Origin of the sequence: Sphingopyxis sp. (assembly GCF_040216815.1) — a bacterium.
Lineage (GTDB): Bacteria > Pseudomonadota > Alphaproteobacteria > Sphingomonadales > Sphingomonadaceae > Sphingopyxis.
In genome coordinates this window covers 376,956-394,105 of sequence record NZ_JAVJOJ010000009.1, presented here as the reverse complement: position 1 = coordinate 394,105, position 17,150 = coordinate 376,956, and the positions used below count along the sequence as shown (strand labels likewise).

Sequence of the window (17,150 nt, the reverse complement as noted above, 5' to 3'; positions counted from 1 at the left end):
TGCATAGGTCATGGCTCAGCGCGCCCTGATGCCGAACTGAGTAGTAAGCGAGACGAGCAGCCGCGGGTCGGGCCGCTCGGTCAGCAATCCGCCGCGGTTGAGCGGCACCGCGAGCGTCACGTCGAGCCGCGCGACATCGCCATAGGCGACGCGCACGCCGCCGCCGGCAGAATAGAGTTTCTGCGGATCGAGCCCGTCGAACACCGCATCCTTGTTCCAAACCCAGGCGGCGTCGAAAAAAACGAAGGGCTGGATGGCAAAGGCTTTGACATTGGCGGGAACGAACGAGCCATAGCGTGCCTCCAGCGCCACCGCGACGCCGCTGTCGCCGATCACCGTGCCGGGGTCGAAACCGCGCCCGACAGTGAAATTGCCGCCCGAAAATTCCTCATAGGCCAGTAGCGGATCGTTCGCCCACTGTGCGCGCGGCGCCGCCGACAGGGTGAATGTCTTGGCAGGGCGCCACTCGGCGAGCGCCTGCGCGCGGACGAGGAAGGCGTCGGGCTGGCCCTCGATACGCGTCAGCGGCACCGCGCCAGGCAGGAAACAGGCCGTGCCGCCGGGACCGCAATCGTCGCTTGCGCCAAGCGCGGAGATGCCTTTTCGCGCTTCGAGCGAGCTGCTCAGCGACCAGCGCGGTTCGCTGGCGCTATAACCGCTGCGGCCGGTAATCGAGTCGGGATCGACCCAGCTGGCATCGGCGCGCAGCGACAGAACGCGCAGCCGATCCTCGTTGAGCGGGATGCCCGCGACGCCGATGTCCTGATCGATGAAGTCGAGTCCGCCGCCGATCGTCACTCGCCGTGCCTGCGTGAGAACAAGCGGGTAGGATGCGAAGAGGCCGACGATCTGGGTATCCGACTTGATCGACAGCCCGGTGAGGTCGGGGCGCGTCCAGGCATAGGTATAGCTGGCGCCGAGCCGCAACCCTTCGCCGCCGACGCGTAGCTCGTGGCCGATTTGCACCACCTTCTGCTCGTCGAAATCGGGGGTCGAATAAAAGCTGAGCGTCGTGAGGTCGCCCATGCCGGTCAGCCCGGCGAAGCGCGCGCGGACATTGCCGCCCCAGCGCCCGACGTCGCGCGACCCGAAATTCTGGGCGTTGAAATCGAAGGTGACGGGGGTGCGGCTCACCGTCACTTCGCCGACAACCTCGCCCGCCGCGCCGCCGGGCCGCAGCGTCAGCCGCGCGTCCATCCCCGGAATGTCGCCCGCAAGCAGCAGATAGCGCTCGGCATCGGCGATATTGAACACCGGCGCGTCGTCGAGCCGCGCCAAATAGCGTTGCAGCAGCCGTTCGTTGGCCCCGGCATCGCCGCGCACTTCCACGCGCGTCATCCGCGCGGCCAGAATGTCGAGCCGGACAATGCCGTCGTCGATCGTCTGCGCGGGGACGCGCACGGCCGCCAGATAGCCCCGCGCGCGCAGCGCGGTCGCCGCGCGGTCGCGAATGTCGCACACAGCAGCGATCGGCAGCTCCTGTCCGACGCGGTCGGACCAGCTGGGCGCGAGCAGCGCCGGGTCGATGCCCTCGACGCTGGAAAATTCGACGGCGCGGAGCGTGAAGCGGATATTGGCAAATTCGGGTGCGGCAAGCGGGCAGGGGGCGCGTTCGATCTCGTCGTCGAGGGCGACGATCCGTTCGCCGGGTTGCACCGCGGGCGCGAGCGGCGGACGCTGGATTTCTTCGCGCGTCGGAACCTGCGGTGTCGCCTGGGCGAACGCGGCGGCAGGCAATGCCCCAGCGATCAGCCCCGCCGAGCCGATGAGCACGCGGCGAAGGCGTCGCTTCCCGCCAATCCGATATTGTCGCACATCCCCCGACACGGCCATCACCACCCCTTGCGTTCGGGCGCGCCGCAACGGTCGCGGTGCGCCAATTCAACCGGTGCGGCCGGCGTCCGGCAGCACGAATTTCGACCCAAGGAATGTCCGCCACGCGACCGGCGGTTTTCCCTGCTTGATTATCAGATGGATAGGACGACGACAATGGCCGCCCCGTCCATCCTTTTCACCCCTGGCCGCCCTCGGCTTCGGACATTGTATCGACCAGGCGGTCGAGCTGCGGCGTACAGCCCTTGGCCATCAGCGTGTCGACCGACGCCTCGACGGTTTCGGGGACCGTTTCCATCGCGGCAAAGCGCACCGTGACCGGCTGACGGAGACCCGCGCCCGACAGGCGATAATCGACGCCATATTGCACCGGCAGCGTGTCGGTCGGCCATTTGCGAAAATTGGCGCCGGCAACAATCGCGATCGTCGCCTTCTTGCCGCCTCCCTCGATCTCGAGCGCGGTATCGCCCTCCATATTGGGGCGCCAGAGCATCAACGTCGCGGGATCGGCGACGCAGAAGGTGCCGCCCTGGCGATAATCGAGCAGCCACAGGTTGGGCGCGCGAAGTTCGGCCGGCATCGGATCGTCGGGTCCCCGCGAAAATCCGCCGCGCGAGCGGACCGATGGACCCTTGGCGAGCATTCGCGAGACATTGCTGCCGAGCGACTGGCTCGCCTGAACGCTGCCGGTGGCGCTGAAGGTACCGGGCCCCGAAAGCGTCCGCGTCTTGCCCGATTGCATCAGCACGACGCGGTCGCCCGCGACGAGGGTGAGCCGGTCGGACGCTTTGAGCTTCGCGCCGGTCGGATATTTGCTCGCCGACGGGCCGGTCGAGCGGACGACCATCGACTGCGCGGCAGCGGTGCCGACCATCGCCAGCGCGGAGACGGCAGCGGCGGCGGCAAGGCCAAGGCGGCGCGTCCGGAAGTCAGGAAAGGACATAGCTTTCTCCTCTTTTCGTCTGATTCAGGCGTTCGATCAGGAACAGGATGGCGGCATCCTGCCCCATTTCTTCGGCCAGGGCTGTGGCCAGCGTCACACGGCGGTCTTCGTCGCCCGCGGCGTGCGCAGCGACCAGCGCGGCAATGCGCGTACGCTGGTCCGCCGCAAGATCGGGACGCGGGGTGAAGACGTCGACGGGCTGCGCGCGGCCGCGCAGCGTCACGCGGCCCATCGGCACCAGATCGCCGCGGCCCGACCTCGCCGCCGCTTCGGCCGAGATGAGCACGCCGGTCTTCAGGCTCTTGTTGGCGGCCTCAAGCCGCGAGGCGGTATTCATGCTGTCGCCGAGCGCCGTATATTGAATGCGGCCTTCGCCGCCGAAATTGCCGACGATCGCGTCGCCGACGTGCAGCCCCACGCGGGTCATGCCGATGGGCGGAATGTCCTCGGCGGCCAGATCGACGCGGAATTTTTCGCCCGCCTGATACATGGCGAGCGCCGCGGCCGCAGCCTTTTCCCCGTCATCCGGGCGGCTGATCGGGGCGCCCCAAAAGGCGACGACGGCGTCGCCGACAAATTTGTCGATGGTGCCGCCGTGGTCGAGCACGATGTCGGAGAGGCGGTCGAGATATTCGTTGAGCAGGCGCGCGACCGTTTCCGGCGTCACCGCATGGCTCAATTTGGTGAATCCTTCGAGGTCGGTGAAGACGCAGAAGATATTGCGCCGTTCGCCGTGGAGCGAAAGCTGGTCGGGATCGCGCAGGATCTGCGCCGCGACATCGGCGGGCAGATATTTGCCCAGCGCCGACTGCGCAAAGGCGCGCTGACGCGACCCGATCGTGCGCGCCGCGGTGCCGACGGCGGCATAGCCGAACAGCCAGCCGACCGCCCAGCCAAAGGTCGGCAGCGTCGTCGTATCCACCCCGCGGCCCTGCAACCAGAAGGGAAAGGCGACGAAAAAGGTCATCTGGCCCACGAAGGCGAGCGCGACCCAGCGCGCGCGCAGGTCGATCAGGCTGGTGAGGCCGCCGGCCAGTACGACGAGAAGCGCGAGCATCCAAAGCGACCATGACGACAGCGGCCGCGCCCATGCGCCGTCGAGTTGCTGCGCCAGCATATGCGCGTGGACTTCGAGCCCGATCATCGTTTCATGTTCGCCCGTGATGGCGTCGGGAAAGCGGCTGAGTGGTGTGTTGAACTGATCATTGTCGATGATGTCGCCGCCGATCAGGACATAACGATCCTTCACCAGATCCGAAAAGCCGGCGCGCATGTCGCCATCCATCGGCAGCGCAAAGGTGTCGATGGGAATGTTGGCGAACACCGGTTCGACCTGGCCGTTCCCCGCGCGGGCGGGAACAAGGAAGCGGATCGCGCCCTGATATTCGGCATGGGCCTTGTCGACGGGGGCGAGCGCGTTCGACATCAAGGGCGGCAACCCCGGCGGCCGGTCGGGCCATTTGCGGATGACGCTGTCGTCGTCGGTGCGGAACAATACGCTCGTCGCCCGGGTGTTGGCGGTCGCCACGTCGGCGATGAAGGCTTCGAGGAATTTCTGCTGTTCGTAGAAGATGGTGTTCGGATTGCTCGCCTGTTCGGCATAGGCGAGCCAGGTCGGCGTCTGCATCGCGCGCAGCTGCGTCTTCAGCGCCTCGTCGTCGGGACGCGGCGAATCGAACGCGATATCGATGCCGATCGCCTTGGCCCCCATCTGGTCGATGTTGGCGAGCGCGGCGGTAAGCAGCGAGCGATCGAGCGGCGATCGGATGCCCGTGTTGAACAGCGTCTCGTCATTATAGGTGACGAGCAGGATGCGCGGGTCCTGCCGGGCCTTGGGCGCCATCAGCGTCGCGCGCGCATCGTACAGGGCGCGCTCGGCGGCGTCGATCAGCGGCATCTGCCAGCTGAACCGTGCGATCAGCACCGCGACGACCAGGAACAGGATCGTCGCCGCCATGCGCGACGGGCCAAGTTGCATGACCAGCCGGCGCACCTGCTTGCGCAGCGGCACCGCGGGCGGGCGGTCATCCGGCTCGCCCGCCGCAGCCGCGTCGGCGGCACGAAGCTGGGTTTCGGGCGCGTTCATCGGTTCAGCGAGCGGCGCGCGCGGCCGCCGGTCCTTGCTGTGCGGTCTCCGCTCCACGAAGCAGCGGCTGCGCGCCATCGCCGATGATCGCGAACCCCGCCCAATAATAGGGGTGCGACGTCTTCTGGTCGTCCATCAGCCGTTGCTGCGTGCCCCACAGCGCGTCGGCGACGCTGGCCCCTGTCCCGGCAGCAAACAGTCCCCCGATCAGCCGCTGGGTCGCATCGAAATCGTCGGGCGCCGGCCAGTGGCTTGCGATCACCGAGCGGCCGCCCGCGCCGATGAAGCTGCGCACCAGTCCGTCCAGCGCATTGCCGCCGCCCGACAGCCCGGCCTCGCGCGTGACGGCAACGCTTGCCGCGCCTGCGGTGTCGCAGGCCGACAGGATGACCAGGTCGGCATCGATCTTGAGGTCGAAGATTTCCTGAAAGGTCAAAAGACCGTCCGATTCCTGGCCGCCGAAAGAGGTGACGAGCGCCGGACGCGCCGGGCAGGCAGGGCGCGGCGCGGTAACGAGGCCGTGCGTCGCAAAATGGATGATGCGATAGTCGGAAAGGTCGGCGCGGGACTTGACCGCGGTATCGGTAAAGGCGCCGCCGGTGAGCAAGGTGCCCGCGGCGCGTCCCATCGCGTTGCGCGCGGTGACGAGCTCGTCGGCGGAGATCGGGCGTGCCCATTGTCCGGCGTCCCACAGGCAATCGGCGTCCATCCCGCCCGCTGCGTTGCCCCCGGCACCGCGCGTGCCGAGCGAAGGCAGCCGATCACCGATCGGCGCGTTTTCGCCCAGGCCGAAATATTGATTCGCAGCCTTGGAGGGGGCCGCCTGGCGCGCGTTGCGAAACGCGAGCGCCGACACCGCAGTGCTGGGACGGGTGGCGCGGCCCAGCCACGCGATCTGGCGCATATCGAACGGATCGGCTTCGGGATCGAGCACGCGCTGTTCATAGGCCGCGAGCCCGGTATCGGCGGTGATGAGCAGGTTGACCGGCAGCCGCAGCATCGCGCCGTCGGGTTCGAAGATGAGGTGCGGCACCGCGGGCAGCCGCGCGGCAACCGGACCGAAAAGCTGGCCATAGAGGCGGTGCGCGGTCGCGGCGTCGAAGGGATAGGTGACGCGGCGGCCATTTTCGACGATCGAGATCGTCGAGCGGATCGTGTCGACCGCATTTTCGAGGCCCGCAGCGCTGATGTCCGATTTCCAGAGCTGTGCGCCGGCGGGTTCGACGAGCATCGCATAGACGCTGTCGCCGACGACGAGCATCTTCAAATAGGCTTCGTCGCCTCGCAGCACCCCTTGCAGTTCGGCGAGGTCGAGTTTGCCTGGCTCGACGACACGATATTGCGGAAAAGCCGACAGGCTGGCGATGGTTTCGGCCTGCTGAAAGGCCAGATTGTCGAGCTGGATGCGGATGTCGGCGCGCTGCGCCGCGATGTCGGACGATTGCGGCAGCTGCGCAAGGCGCGCATCCTCGATCCGTGCGCGCTCGATGTCGCGGTTCAGCGTCGTTGCCTGGCGGAACAGCCGCGCGCCCTCGTCGCTGCCGCTCGACAGTTCGCGCGCGAGCACGGCCTGCGTATCGGCAACGCCGGGACGAATCTGAAGCTGGCTGGCGACAAAGAAATCCTGCACCGCGACGGGATCCGATGCCGCGCGGGCGGCGAGCATCCGGTAATAGGGGGCCATCATGTTCGCCATGCCCGCGGTCGAACGCTTGGTTTCGGCGAGTGCAGTGACGACCTCGCGATAAATGCCCATCGCCTTGTCCTCCTGCCCCTGCCGGGTCAGAAAGGCGGCGTAACGCGCACGCGCCGAGGCAAGCGCCGTGGTTTCGGGATATTCGACCGCGAGCAGATCGACCGATTCGCGGAACCGCGCATCGGCCGCGGCGCTGTCGCCCAGCGCTTCTTCGGCCATCGCCAGTTCGCCCAGCATTTGCGAACGCAGGCGGATGATCGACGTCACGCGCCCCTCGCGGACCGCCAATGCGTTGGTCAGCCCTTTGATCTGCGCATTTTTTGCCGCGGCGGCATTGCCGCGCAGCCGCTCTACCGTGCCGAGCAGGTGGACCGCCTGCGCGTCGATTAGCTGCGCCCTTTCGGTCGGCGACAGCCGCTCGCGGTCGCCCCCCTGCACCAGCCGGGCGTCGTCGCCGCTGTTGACCCCGGCCACGATTTCGGGCGCCAGCGTTACCGCGCCGTCGATGGCCGTCACGCCGGCGGCTAGCGGCGGGATCGGCGTTTGCAGCCGCACGGCGGCGGTGTCGAAGTCGCGTTGGTTGAGCGCGTGGATGGCCCGGAAATTCCGCCGCAGGCGCAGTTGAACGGGATCGCTCGTCGGAATCGCTTCCACCTCGGCGAACAGGCGTTCGGCCTCGGCGAACTCGCCAAGGTTCGAGCGTTGCAGCGCGCGGTTGAGCGTAAATTCGGTCGCGTCGATGCCTGGCGCGGCCGGTTCGTCCGCCGCGCGGCGCGACAGCGCGTCGAAAAATTCGGCCGCCTCGGCATAATCGCCGCTGTGGTTGCGGCGATACCCTTCGGCCAGCGCCTTGTCGATGTCGATCGCCCCGGCGAGGGTGCGGGCAAAACCGTCGTCGCCGCCGACCGAGGTTGTCGCGACGCGGATCACGCCGGGGACGACACGGCGCTGCCGCACCGATTCAAGCGCGATGTTCAGCGCATCGGCATAGGCTTCCATCCCTTCGGCCGAATAGACATCCTTTCCCTGGGCCTCGATCCGCGTCGTCCACGCCAGATCGCTGCCGCGCAAATGGCAGCGTCCATCGGCTGCGCACGCCACGCGATCCGCGCGCGCGCGTTCGACACGGCTCCGCGCCTCGTCGGCGCCGGCGCGCAATATGCGAATGGTGCCGACGGGTTGGCTCGTATCGCGACACACGACCGTCCAGGCGCGATCGAACATGCCCTTGACGACATCGTCGCGAACCGTCGCCTGCACTTCGCACAGCGAACCGCCTTCGGAACCGATCGAAAAACTGTCGCGGAGTGTCGGGTCGACCGGCTGCGCAAAAGCGCCTCCGGGCGCGATCGAGGCTACGGCCGCGAGTGCCGATAGCCCGTGCCAACGTCGAACGGCCATCACAATCCCCCAAACCCACGCTCAAACCTCCGTCCCGACGCAATGCCGGTACGGTGCGAACATCACTGCTGTGGCGCGACCCATTCCCTTGGGGCGACCCTAAACCCTTCGTAACCGAAAGGGAAGTGATCTGCCGCACAGGCGGCTTGCGCCAAAGGGACAGGCCACCTATCTGCCAGAGAAGGGTTTAACCGCGAGGATATGATGAGCGCATTCGACGATCGTGAACGGGCATTTGAAACGCAATTTGCGCGCGACCAGGAGGTGCAGTTCCGCATTACCGCGCGGCGCAACCGGTTGCTCGGCGAATGGGCCGCCGAACGCATGGGGCTGACCGCCGAAGAGACCGACGCCTATGCCAAGGCGGTCGTCCAGGCCGATTTCGAGGAAGCGGGCGACGAGGACGTGATCCGCAAGCTTGCGGGCGACCTGACCGCGGCGAGCGTCGAGATCAGCGACGCCGAAATCCGGGCGATGCTGAACGAAAAAACCGCCGAGGCGCGCCGCCAGTTCATCGACAGCCAGAATTAAGGCCGCCGCAATGGGTATGCGCGAGGATGATTTGAAGGCGATGATCGAGGCGGCGTTTCCGGACGCGGCGGTGACGATCACCGACCTCGCCGGCGACAATGACCATTATGCCGCGCATGTGGTGAGCGAAAGCTTTCGCGGCATGACCCGCGTTGCGCAGCACAAGGCGGTCTATGCGGCGCTTGGCGGGCGCATGGGCGGCGAACTTCATGCCTTGCAATTGACGACCGCCGTTCCTTCATAGGGACGAGACGCAAATTTTTCGGCGCGCTGCGCCCCCGGAGACTGACCATGAGCGACCCTGCCACTCACGACCGCATTGCAAAGCTGGTCGCCGACCATCCCGTCCTGCTGTTCATGAAGGGCACGCCGCTGTTCCCGCAGTGCGGCTTTTCGTCGCGCGCGATCGCGATGCTCGACCGGCTGGGCATCGAATATGAAACCGTGGACGTGCTCCAGGACATGGAGATCCGCCAAGGTATCAAGGAATTTTCGGACTGGCCGACGATCCCCCCACTGTATGTGAAGGGCGAGTTCGTCGGCGGATCGGACATTATGATGGAAATGTGGGAAGCGGGCGAGCTTCACACATTGATGGACGGGATTCCGACGCGCGCCGAATAGACGCTGTGTAAATGATCGGGGGCGGTGAGGGCGTTTCACCGCCCCCTATGATTATTCGGTGTCAGCGGCAGCGCAGTTCGCCGCGGTCGATTGCGCGCCCCAACAGTGCGCCGCCCGCAGCGCCGATGATCGTGCCCACCGTGCGGTCGCGGCCGCCGTCAAGTTCGCGGCCGACGAGCGCGCCGACAGCGCCGCCGATGATCAGCCCGGTCGTGCCGTTGTCGCGGCGGCAATGATAGCGACCGTCATCGCCGCGCCAGATGCGGTCGCCGCGCGACAGGCGGCGGGGTTCGTAATAGCGCCCATAGCTGTCGTAGATGGCGCGATCCTTTGCACGCTTGCCGTGCGCGGGCGCCCAGGGCGGCGGATCGGCATAAGCGGTGCCGACGGGCAATGCCAAGGCGGCGAGAAGTGTGGCGGCGAAGATCTGTTTCACGTCGATGCTCCCTTGATCTCTTTGTCCGTGGGCAACGGATGTGACCATAAACCGCTGATCGGAACGCGCGATGAACGACGCTGTTCCCGCGTTCGGGAAAAAGCATCCGGGGGGCGGGGCCTGTCGGCCGCTCCGCCCCCCGTCTGCGTCGGGGGTAAGTGGGGATTCCGGAGTGGGGGCAGGGGGCATCAGGGACCAGACCGATGCCCCCCACCGCTCCATTTGAGCGGAACACTCGGGAACGTGAAAAACCATACAATTGCCGTGCCAGATCGGCGTTGGCCCGGATTTCGGTGCGAGGTACTGGTTAGCAATTTCCTACCGGTACCCCAGTCTGTCAAAAATTCCGACAGAAGCGCGTATCGATTGCTGTTCATTTTTGTTCAGCCAGCGTTCAGGCCATTGACTACATTTGTAGTCGCATCTTAGATGGCGGTGCCAATGGGAGGGGTCCGGATGGCAGAACGAGCAAGCGAATCGGAGATGCAGGTGCTTGCGGCGCTGTGGGACGAATCCCCGCAGACCGCGGCCGAACTGGCGCAGCGCGTCGGCGAGGCGAACGGCTGGACGCAGGCGACGGTCAAGACGCTGCTTGCGCGGCTTGTCCAGAAGGGCGCCGTGACGGCCGAGGCTGATGGCCGCCGCTATCTCTACAGCCCCGCGATCGAGCGCGCCGACACGGTCGGCGAGGAATCGCAGCGCTTTGTCGACCGGCTCTTCGGCGGCCGCGTCAGCCCGCTGATCGCGCATCTCGCCGAACGCGAGGCGTTGAGCGACGCCGACATTGCCGAGATCGAGGCGCTGCTGCGGAGGCTCAAGTCATGACCGGCGCCATGCTGCTTCAGGCTTGGGCCGACACGCTCGTCACCACCGGCCTTCTCGTCGCCGCGGTTCTCATGATCCGCAAACCCTTTGCGCGTCACTTCGGGCCGCGCCTTGCCTATATGCTGTGGCTGGTTCCGGCGCTGCGCCTGTTCCTGCCGCCGCTGCCCTTCGCCGACCCGGTGCCGCCGGTCCCGGCGATCGAGCCGACGGCGATGGAGGCAGTGCATCAGTCTGTCCTCGCCGAGGTTGTCGACGTTGCTCCAGCTGCGGCGGAGCCGCTATGGACGCTTCCCGATCTGCTGCCTTTTCTTTTCACGGCATGGGTGGTCGGGTTCGTTGCCGTACTGGTCGCGGCGATGGCGGCGCACCGCCGTTTTCTGGACCAGGTGCTGCACGGGGCGGTCGAACTGGAACCGATCGGATCGATCCGGCTGGTGATGAGCGACGCGGTCGATGGCCCGGTGGCCTTTGGCCTGCTGCGCCGCTGCGTCGCGGTGCCGCTCGACTTTTTCGGCCGTTACGCCGCGAGCGAGCGGGCGCTGGCGATCGACCATGAACTGGCGCACCATCGTCACGGCGATCTTTGGGCCAATGCGGCGGCGCTGCTGCTGCTCGCCGCGCAATGGTTCAATCCTTTTGCCTGGCGTGCCATCCGCGCCTTTCGTTTCGACCAGGAGGCGGCCTGCGATGCGCGCGTCCTGACCATGGCCGGGCCGCAACCGCGCGCCGAACGAACGGCCCAATATGCCACCGCCATTGCCAAGGCGGCGATGGGATCGCGCCTTTCGCTCGCCGCGCCGATGGCCGTGCATGACAATCTGCAGGAGAGGCTCACCATGTTGACGAAGCAGGATATTTCGAGGCGTCGCGGGCTGGCCGGGCGGCTGCTGGTCGGCACCACCGCGCTGGCGGTCCTCGCGACCACCGCCACGCTGGTTCCCGCCGCGACCGCAAGCGTGCAGGATGCCGAGCTGGTTCCGCCGCCGCCGCCTGAGGCGCCGCTCCCGCCCGAACCGGTCGACAGTGCGCCGCCCGCTCCCCCGGCGCCGCCCGCGCCGCCCGAGGCAGGCGATGGCGCCGCCCATGTCCTTTTCGTCCGAAAGGTCGCGGGCGACGGCACGGACGACAAGAAGCAAAAGCGCATCGTATCGCATAGCGTCATCCGCCACGACGGCGAACATCGCGATGGCACGGAGGGCAAGGGGCGGACCGAGACGGTCGAATTCAACATGCCGGGCAGCCTGTCGCGCGAAGAGATTCTGACGGCCCTGAAGGAACAGGGGGTCAGCGGACGCAAGGCCGAAAAAATCGCCGACACGCTGGCCGCACGCGGCAAGCGGCGGTTCAGTTTCACCATTCCGCCGGCTCCCCCGGTTCCCCCGATCCCGCCGCAGGCGCTGGCGGCGGTCGACGGGCGGGCGTTTGCCTTTGCCAATTGCGGTTCGGGCAAGAAACCCGCCGCGCTGGTCGATCGCGACGAACGCAAGGGCGGAACGCGCAGCCGCGTCGTCGTGATGAGCTGCAGCGATCTTTCCAAGATCAAGCTCAAGGCGCTGAAGGATGCGCGCGACAGCTTTGCTCGCTCGGCCGCAACGACCGGCCTGGACGCCGATGTGCGCGCAGAGGCGATCGCCGACATCGATCGAGCGATCGCCGAGGTCGAAAAGGAAACGCCCTAACGCTCTTCGCCGTCGGCCTTGCTCCCCGGTGGGCCGGCGTCAGGGGCGGGGAAAGGGAGCGGTCCGTCCCGCTCCCTTTTTCGCGTCCGCCCTTTTCCTCGCGCCCATGCGATGCCACATGGGTGGCATGAGCGAAGAGAAGCCTTGGCCCGACAGCATCCGCGCCGGCGAGTGCGAGCAGCATGAGCCGCTGGTGCGGCGCGTGCTCGCGCCCAATCCGTCGCCCTACACCTTCACCGGAACCCAGACCTGGATCGTCGGTGCCGGGCGCGATGTCGCGGTGATCGATCCCGGCCCGACCGGGTCGGGCATGAGCATCGGCGATCCGCCGGACGCCAACGGAACCGGCCATGTCGACGCGATTTTACGGGCGGTCGAGGGGCAGCGCGTCGCCGCCATCCTCTGCACCCACACGCACCGCGATCACAGCCCCGCCGCCGCACCGCTGAAAGCTGCGACCGGCGCGCCGATCATCGGCTGTGCGCCGCTGGCGCTTTCCGACGACGGGCCGCGCGCCGATTCGGCTTTCGACCCCGATTATGCGCCCGACCGCGTGCTGAACGACGGCGAAAGGATTACCGGCGAGGGCTGGACGATCGAGGCGGTCACGACGCCGGGGCATACGTCGAACCATCTTTGTTTCGCGCTCGTCGAAACCGGGGCGCTGTTCACCGGCGATCATGTCATGGCCTGGTCTACCAGCGTCGTCAGTCCGCCCGACGGCGACATGGCCGCCTATATGGCCAGCCTGTCGAAGCTCTATGATCGTGACGATCGCGTCTATTATCCCGCCCACGGGCCGGCAGTGACGAAGCCGCGCCAGCTCGTCCGCGGGATGCTGGGGCACCGCAAACAGCGCGAGCGGCAGATATTGCGGGAACTCGAACGAGGTACGTGCGTGATTCCCGATATGGTCAAGCATATGTACAAGGGACTGGACCCGCGGCTGACCGGCGCCGCCGGGCGTTCGGTGCTCGCGCATCTTATCGACCTCGAAGCGCGCGGCCGGGTGGCGCGCGAGGACGAGTGCTGGAGACTGGTCGCATGAGCCGGGGGTTGTTTCGCGCCGCGATCGTCGCGGTTCTGGCGCTCGCGCTCTTTTTCGGCTGGCGCGCCTGGACCGACTGGCAGAGCGGTTATGATCCGCAAACGGTTGTGGCCGCGAGCCTGCAGGGACTTCGGGAGCAGAATATCCTCGTCCCCTTCACCGCGCGCTATGTCGCGGTGGTGACATCGACACAAAGCCGGCTGGGGCTGAGCGCGAAGAAGACGCTGATCATGCCGGGCACGGTGCGTTACGAACTCGATCTCGGCAAGCTGAAGCAGTCCGATCTCGACTGGGACGGCGCGACCAATGCGCTGACCGTCACGCTGCCGCCGCTGCGTCTGGCCGGCCCGGAAATCGACATCGACGCGATCAGCGAATATCGCGATGGCGAGATATTGCTGACCCTGACCGATGCCGAAGCCTCGCTTGATGCCGCGAACCGCAAGGCGGCGCAGGAAGAACTGATCAAGCAGGCGCGGGGTGCGACGCCGATGCGGCTGGCCGAAGGGGCGGCCCGTACGGCGATCGAGCAGAGCTTTGCCATGCCGCTCAAGGCCGCGGGGATCGACGCGACGGTGACGGCACGGTTCGCCGGTGCCCCGGCTGGGTAATTTCCCGCTTCCGCATATCTTGGGGTTTCGCTATTCTCGCGCCCGGTCGGGCAGGGGGAACGGGCATGGCCACCACGGCAGGGGGCGCTGCGCGCGCCGAGCTTTTCTGGCACCGCATGGCGATCGGGCTCGCGGTCTTCATCGTCGTCGGTTTTCTGCAATTCGCGCTACGCGGGTTCGTCGATCCTATCGCTGCGCCCGTCTGGGTGCATCTTCACGGCGTGATCATGCTCGCATGGCTTGCGTTGCTGATCGCGCAGCCCATGCTTGCCGCGCGTGGCGACCAGGCGCGGCATCGCCAGCTTGGCCGGATCGGCGGACTGCTCGCGATCACGATCGTGGCGCTTGGCATCTTTACCGGCATCGCGTCGCTGATGCTCCATCGCTTTCCACCCTTCTTTACGCCAGCTCATTTTCTCGCGCTGACGGTGATCGAGTCGCTGGTGTTCGGCGCGATGGTCGCGTGGGCGATCCGGCGTCGGCGGACGACCGATTGGCACCGGCGGCTGATGATCGGCGCAACGATCCTCATCCTCGAGCCCGCGCTCGGTCGCATCTTGCCGATGCCGCTGATGATCGGCTGGTTCGACATTCCGATCTGCCTGATGCAGCTTGCCGTCGTCGGCATCGTCGCGCTTTACGATCGCCGCACGCTGGGGCGCATCCATCCGGCGACAAAGGCGGTCGCAGCGATTGTCATCGCGGTTCGCCTCACCATCTATATCCTGTCGATGACGCCGCCCGTCATCGCGCTGGCGGCGGCCCTGACCGACTGATGCCGCGAATTGCCCTGCCGGGGGGCAGCGTGTAGGGGTGGTGGTCAAGGCAAAGCCATATAAGGAAACGCCATGACTGCTCCCATCCGCGAGTCCCTTTCGGGCCTCGATCTGCGTGCCGAAATTGACCGCCTGCGCAAGGAACGCAACGCCGTTATCCTCGCGCATTATTATCAAAAGCCGGAGATACAGGATCTGGCCGATTTTGTCGGTGATTCGCTGGAATTATCGCGCAAGGCCGCGGACACGGATGCAGAGGTCATCGCCTTTTGCGGCGTCAAGTTCATGGCCGAGACGGCAAAGATACTGAGCCCCGAAAAGATCGTTGTGCTGCCCGACATGGACGCGGGATGCAGCCTGGAGGACAGCTGCCCCCCCGAACAGTTCAAGCGCTTTCGCGAAGCGCATCCCGACCATATCGCGCTGACCTACATCAACTGTTCGGCGGCGGTGAAGGCCCTGAGCGACATCATCGTCACCTCGTCGAGCGCGGAGACGATCATCAGCCAGATCCCCGAGGATCAGAAGATCATCTTCGGCCCCGATCGTCACCTGGGCGGCTATATGAACCGCAAGTTCGGGCGCGACATGCTGCTGTGGCCGGGCGTGTGCATCGTCCACGAAGCGTTCAGCGAGACCGAGCTTTTGAAGCTGAAGGCGCAGCATCCGGGCGCGCCGGTCGCGGCGCATCCCGAATGCCCGCCGCACATCGTCGACCATGCCGATTATGTCGGATCGACCAGCGGCATCCTGCAATTCGCCAAAAGCTTCCCCGGCGACACGCTGATCGTCGCGACCGAACCGCACATCATCCACCAGATGGAAAAGGCGCTGCCCGAAAAGAATTTCATCGGTGCGCCGGGCGCCGACGGCAACTGCAACTGCAACATCTGCCCCTATATGGCGCTCAACACGATGGAAAAGCTCTACCTCGCGCTCCGCGACCTGGAACCGCGGATCGAGATGGACGAGGAGCTTCGCCTTGCGGCGCGCAAGAGCCTCGACCGGATGCTCGAAATGGCGTCGGGAACGGTCGGCAAGGGCGACCTGGGGCGCGCGTGAGTCGCGAGGCGGCCGACCTGGCGGGGGCAATTCGATGATCGCGGGGCTTCGTTCGCTATGGCGGACGATACAGGCGAGCTATTGGTTCTACCCCGCACTCTTCACGCTGGCGGCGCTACTGCTCGCTTACGGGACAATCTGGATCGATCGGATCGGCGTCGCGGAAACATTGGAGCGCCTCGGATTCCTCGCTCCGCCGAGTCCCGAGGGCGCACGGAGCTTGCTCGCGCTGATCGCCGCATCAATGATCGGCATCGCCGCGACAATTTTTTCGATCACGATCGCGGCCGTTGCTTATGCGTCTGGCACCTATGGTCCGCGCATATTGACCAACTTCATGGAGGATCGCGGAAATCAGCTGTCGCTTGGAATCTTCATCGCGACCTTCGTATACAGCCTGATGTTGCTGCGCGTGGTGCGGAGCGAGACCGAGCAGGCCGTGTCGCCGATCGCGGCAGGCGCACCATCGGTTCAGGCTTTTGTCCCCCAACTTTCGCTTTTGGTCGTCTTCGGGCTCACGCTTGTCTCGATCGCGGCCCTGGTTTTTCTCCTGAACCACATTCCCGCCAGCATCCGTATCAATTCCGTGATCGAACGGATCGGCCGCCGCCTGTTGTCCGACCTTGAACGTCGATTTCCCGACCCCGGCGTGCGCGAACCGGATCGGCCCGCATTCGATGGGCAAAGCGTATTCGCACCCGCCCCTGGCTATATTCGGATAGTAGATTTCGATGCCCTCAACCGATTTGCGGCGAAAAAGGGCGGGCGTATCGCGCTTGCACGGCGGCCCGGCGATTTTGTCCATCCGGTCGTTCCGCTGCTGGAGTGGGACGGCGTCGCGCTCGACGATGAGGGGCAGGGCGAGCTTCGGAATTGTTTTGCGATAGGCGGGCATCGCACGGCGGAACAAGACCCCGACTATCTGATCGACGAGCTTGTGGAGATCGCACTGCGCGCGCTTTCGCCGGGGATAAACGATCCCTTCACGGCGATCACGGCGCTGGATTGGCTGGGGGCGGCTACCGCCGAACTGGCCCAGCGCAACCTCGACGAGGGGCCCGAAGGGACTGGGCACGGCTCCGACCGGATATGGCCGCTTCCCGACGGGTTCGATCATTATCTGCAACGCGGGCTGGGTACTGCCATGCCGACGGTCGCGCGCAACGATGTTGCCGTCGTACATTTTTGCAGAATATTGAAGGGGCTGCTCCCGGCTGCCGCCAGTCAGGCGCGGCACAAGGCGATCCTTGAAATGAAAGACGCCATACTCACCCACGCCCAGGCAAGTCTCGACCCGACCACATATCGGCGAGTCGAGTCGCTCGCCTCCTGAAAACATTCCTGCATCTGTTCGAGCGGAATTGGCGCGAGCATCCCCCCCTTTGCATGGCATTATGTTGCATCCTTGTTACAAAAATGCGCCCATGAATCCGCTTGTTGCTAATGCCGGACTTATCCACAATTACGGCCCCCCCAAACGGCGTTCAGGTCGTTTTTTTGTTGGCGACGAAAAGCGTTCGTGACAGCTTTAAATCATCGGACGACAGAGGCGTCGGACCGCCGGGACATTAAGGGTGGTTGCAAGACTAGCCGGAAGAG

Annotated in this window: 15 protein-coding genes; 10 read left to right on the top strand and 5 right to left on the bottom strand. The window is 65.9% G+C overall.

Annotation, left to right across the window (positions count from 1 at the left end; genetic code table 11):
• Window positions 1–15: 15 nt before the first annotated feature.
• The 4 genes from RIA72_RS12405 to RIA72_RS12390 all read right to left on the bottom strand — a co-directional run bounded on the left by RIA72_RS12405 (window position 16) and on the right by RIA72_RS12390 (window position 7,959).
• On the bottom strand, window positions 16–1,833 hold the full coding sequence (locus RIA72_RS12405; protein ID WP_350032367.1) for a ShlB/FhaC/HecB family hemolysin secretion/activation protein: 1,818 nt from the start codon (window positions 1,831–1,833) through the stop codon (window positions 16–18).
• Window positions 1,834–2,011: 178 nt separating this feature from the next.
• On the bottom strand, window positions 2,012–2,776 hold the full coding sequence (locus RIA72_RS12400) for a hypothetical protein (RefSeq protein WP_350032366.1): 765 nt from the start codon (window positions 2,774–2,776) through the stop codon (window positions 2,012–2,014).
• Complete coding sequence (locus RIA72_RS12395; protein WP_502957965.1) at window positions 2,763–4,862, bottom strand: CHASE2 domain-containing protein; 2,100 nt, start codon at window positions 4,860–4,862, stop codon at window positions 2,763–2,765. Before RIA72_RS12395 ends, RIA72_RS12400 begins: the two co-directional genes overlap by 14 nt.
• 4 nt (window positions 4,863–4,866) lie before the next feature.
• Window positions 4,867–7,959: a CHAT domain-containing protein gene (locus RIA72_RS12390; RefSeq protein WP_350032364.1), complete on the bottom strand. Its 3,093-nt coding sequence runs from the start codon at window positions 7,957–7,959 to the stop codon at window positions 4,867–4,869.
• 204 nt (window positions 7,960–8,163) lie between these two features.
• Here RIA72_RS12390 and RIA72_RS12385 point away from each other — a divergent pair, with 204 nt between their 5' ends.
• Genes RIA72_RS12385 through grxD form a run of 3 tightly spaced genes read left to right on the top strand, consistent with a single transcriptional unit; the run spans window position 8,164 to window position 9,114 of the window.
• Entirely contained in the window at window positions 8,164–8,490 is a 327-nt protein-coding gene (locus tag RIA72_RS12385; RefSeq protein WP_350032363.1) for a DUF1476 domain-containing protein, read from the top strand.
• A 10-nt stretch (window positions 8,491–8,500) separates the two neighbouring features.
• A complete protein-coding gene (locus RIA72_RS12380; protein WP_350032362.1) occupies window positions 8,501–8,734 on the top strand; it encodes a BolA/IbaG family iron-sulfur metabolism protein in 234 nt (77 codons plus the stop codon).
• Window positions 8,735–8,781: 47 nt separating this feature from the next.
• Window positions 8,782–9,114, top strand: a complete 333-nt coding sequence (gene grxD, locus RIA72_RS12375; protein ID WP_350032361.1) for a Grx4 family monothiol glutaredoxin — start codon at window positions 8,782–8,784, stop codon at window positions 9,112–9,114.
• A gap of 61 nt (window positions 9,115–9,175) precedes the next feature.
• Here grxD and RIA72_RS12370 read toward each other — a convergent pair whose 3' ends face one another.
• Window positions 9,176–9,550, bottom strand: coding sequence for a glycine zipper 2TM domain-containing protein (locus RIA72_RS12370; RefSeq protein ID WP_350032360.1), 375 nt, complete (start codon window positions 9,548–9,550; stop codon window positions 9,176–9,178).
• Window positions 9,551–10,006: 456 nt separating this feature from the next.
• Here RIA72_RS12370 and RIA72_RS12365 point away from each other — a divergent pair, with 456 nt between their 5' ends.
• The 7 genes from RIA72_RS12365 (at window position 10,007) to RIA72_RS12335 (ending at window position 16,884) form a co-directional block, all read left to right on the top strand.
• Complete coding sequence (locus RIA72_RS12365) at window positions 10,007–10,375, top strand: BlaI/MecI/CopY family transcriptional regulator (protein WP_350032359.1); 369 nt, start codon at window positions 10,007–10,009, stop codon at window positions 10,373–10,375.
• Window positions 10,372–12,054 carry a M56 family metallopeptidase gene (locus RIA72_RS12360; RefSeq protein ID WP_350032358.1) on the top strand — a complete coding sequence of 561 codons (1,683 nt, stop codon included), beginning with the start codon at window positions 10,372–10,374 and terminating at the stop codon, window positions 12,052–12,054. The genes RIA72_RS12365 and RIA72_RS12360 overlap by 4 nt, the downstream gene beginning before the upstream one ends.
• Before the next feature lie 127 nt (window positions 12,055–12,181).
• Window positions 12,182–13,102, top strand: a complete 921-nt coding sequence (locus RIA72_RS12355; protein WP_350032357.1) for an MBL fold metallo-hydrolase — start codon at window positions 12,182–12,184, stop codon at window positions 13,100–13,102.
• Window positions 13,099–13,713 (top strand): DUF4230 domain-containing protein, encoded by a 615-nt coding sequence (locus RIA72_RS12350; RefSeq protein WP_350032356.1) that lies wholly within the window; start codon window positions 13,099–13,101, stop codon window positions 13,711–13,713. Before RIA72_RS12355 ends, RIA72_RS12350 begins: the two co-directional genes overlap by 4 nt.
• Before the next feature lie 65 nt (window positions 13,714–13,778).
• Window positions 13,779–14,489 (top strand): DUF2306 domain-containing protein, encoded by a 711-nt coding sequence (locus RIA72_RS12345; RefSeq protein WP_350032355.1) that lies wholly within the window; start codon window positions 13,779–13,781, stop codon window positions 14,487–14,489.
• A 72-nt stretch (window positions 14,490–14,561) separates the two neighbouring features.
• Complete coding sequence (gene nadA / locus RIA72_RS12340; protein ID WP_350032354.1) at window positions 14,562–15,551, top strand: quinolinate synthase NadA; 990 nt, start codon at window positions 14,562–14,564, stop codon at window positions 15,549–15,551.
• 34 nt (window positions 15,552–15,585) lie between these two features.
• On the top strand, window positions 15,586–16,884 hold the full coding sequence (locus RIA72_RS12335) for a DUF2254 domain-containing protein (RefSeq protein WP_350032353.1): 1,299 nt from the start codon (window positions 15,586–15,588) through the stop codon (window positions 16,882–16,884).
• Window positions 16,885–17,150 lie beyond the last annotated feature (266 nt).

Bases quoted from the DNA above. Each gene is read 5' to 3' on its own strand.
- RIA72_RS12405 (WP_350032367.1), bottom strand. From the start codon at position 1,833: ATGGCCGTGTCGGGGGATGTGCGACAATATCGGATTGGCGGGAAGCGA.
- RIA72_RS12400 (WP_350032366.1), bottom strand. From the start codon at position 2,776: ATGTCCTTTCCTGACTTCCGGACGCGCCGCCTTGGCCTTGCCGCCGCC.
- RIA72_RS12395 (WP_502957965.1), bottom strand. From the start codon at position 4,862: ATGAACGCGCCCGAAACCCAGCTTCGTGCCGCCGACGCGGCTGCGGCG.
- RIA72_RS12390 (WP_350032364.1), bottom strand. From the start codon at position 7,959: ATGGCCGTTCGACGTTGGCACGGGCTATCGGCACTCGCGGCCGTAGCC.
- RIA72_RS12385 (WP_350032363.1), top strand. From the start codon at position 8,164: ATGAGCGCATTCGACGATCGTGAACGGGCATTTGAAACGCAATTTGCG.
- RIA72_RS12380 (WP_350032362.1), top strand. From the start codon at position 8,501: ATGGGTATGCGCGAGGATGATTTGAAGGCGATGATCGAGGCGGCGTTT.
- grxD (WP_350032361.1), top strand. From the start codon at position 8,782: ATGAGCGACCCTGCCACTCACGACCGCATTGCAAAGCTGGTCGCCGAC.
- RIA72_RS12365 (WP_350032359.1), top strand. From the start codon at position 10,007: ATGGCAGAACGAGCAAGCGAATCGGAGATGCAGGTGCTTGCGGCGCTG.
- RIA72_RS12360 (WP_350032358.1), top strand. From the start codon at position 10,372: ATGACCGGCGCCATGCTGCTTCAGGCTTGGGCCGACACGCTCGTCACC.
- RIA72_RS12355 (WP_350032357.1), top strand. From the start codon at position 12,182: ATGAGCGAAGAGAAGCCTTGGCCCGACAGCATCCGCGCCGGCGAGTGC.
- RIA72_RS12350 (WP_350032356.1), top strand. From the start codon at position 13,099: ATGAGCCGGGGGTTGTTTCGCGCCGCGATCGTCGCGGTTCTGGCGCTC.
- RIA72_RS12345 (WP_350032355.1), top strand. From the start codon at position 13,779: ATGGCCACCACGGCAGGGGGCGCTGCGCGCGCCGAGCTTTTCTGGCAC.
- nadA (WP_350032354.1), top strand. From the start codon at position 14,562: ATGACTGCTCCCATCCGCGAGTCCCTTTCGGGCCTCGATCTGCGTGCC.
- RIA72_RS12335 (WP_350032353.1), top strand. From the start codon at position 15,586: ATGATCGCGGGGCTTCGTTCGCTATGGCGGACGATACAGGCGAGCTAT.